The following is a 1,447-nucleotide window of genomic DNA, read 5'->3' as shown; positions in this document are numbered from 1 at the left end:
CGTTGAGGTTAATGTTACTATTGAGGTTGATGTAACCGAGGGTTTTATGTAATAACCCATTAAGAGCCCAATAACAACAGCAGCCATAACTGTAACCCCAACCCCAACACTTGACCTACTACTCACCCAAAACCCCCTCAATGATGCCCACAGGCATCACTAATCCTTTCACACTAAAGTTACCTTTTAAGCTTTACTAATACAATGATTGATAAAATATCTATTATTTAATTTTATAATGCAGAGTAATTTTGTAAAAATATTATAACTATTTAGCAGAGGCAGTGATGATTTACGAGGTAGTAGGTATTTAAATAAAGGCTAGGTTAATTTCAGGGTCCAGCGGCTACTGGCTGGCTTTGAATGTGGGGTAATGCTATATTAGGCATTACTCTTCAATTGGTGGCTGCGAAACCATGGCTAATAATCAATGATTTAACAATTATTATTTTAAACGCTAGTTATTAAGTCAGATGGTGAAAAGTTAATTTAAGATGGATTTAGTATTGGTAGTAAGGTTAATAGGAATAGTAGTATCGGTACTATATATGGAATATGGAGGTCATTATATCAGGGAGTCACAATTCTTCACGATTCGATGAGATTAGGTTAGATGAGATTATATTCGCGATTATAGCTATTAGTCTCTTAGTTGGTCTCTTAGTTAATTTTATATTAGTTATTCCAGCCTTGATTCATAAATCGCCTTTAGTATGGCTCATGCTAAGGCTTAGTAAACCCACATTAACATATATAATTGAAATTGAAGACACGCTAATTAACTTGGCCGCAGCCATAATTTACGGATTAATACGTGCACTAATCTTCCCTCCTCGCCGCCATAAAGAGATTAATATTCTAATTTAGTACTAGCTTGGTAAATCTCAATGAAGTCTGGGTCGAGTCATAGATCTCCTTAGACGGAACCTATTATTAAACTAATCATTGCCTTAATTGAACAATACCCTATTCAGTAACTGAATATCCTTACGTGACCAGCTAGGTTGTTAGTGGGTGATGTTTTGCAATAATTTATAAATAGGGGTATTCAGTTACTGAATAGGGTATGCTCTTCAGCCTATATCCTAAGGAATCTAGGAGTGAATTATTTGGTAGGGATGAGGAGGTTAACTACATTAAGAGGCAGATTCATGCTGATGACCCCCTTCCCCGCCTTTAGGGGGTGGGGTTTCTATGTTGGGGGTCTTGGGTGTTAGCCCTCTGGCGAGGGGTTAATGTTACTTGAAAGCTTAATGTTTTGTGCCTAACCTTTACTTCATAGCCTACTTTTCTCGCTATGTTTATTGATGCGTTAATGTCTGCATTTATTGCCTTGTTTGTCTTTAGGCATATGTAGAGTCCCCTATGCACTCTACCCTTCTCGTGAACCTCACCGCATATTGAGCATGCCTTGCTAGTGTACGCTTCATTAACCAGGTTAGCCTTA

At 37.6% G+C, this 1,447-nt stretch carries 1 protein-coding gene; it reads right to left on the bottom strand.

The genetic code is table 11. The features are described 5' to 3' along the window. Nucleotides 1-1,176: 1,176 nt before the first annotated feature. Nucleotides 1,177-1,447, bottom strand: a 271-nt coding sequence (locus tag ACP5L5_RS11700) for a zinc ribbon domain-containing protein (protein ID WP_428764003.1), incomplete at its 5' end; no start/stop codon positions are given.

Source organism: Vulcanisaeta sp., from assembly GCF_049966235.1.
Classification (GTDB): domain Archaea; phylum Thermoproteota; class Thermoprotei; order Thermoproteales; family Thermocladiaceae; genus Vulcanisaeta; species Vulcanisaeta moutnovskia.
This window is presented reverse-complemented; position numbering and strand designations above follow the sequence as displayed.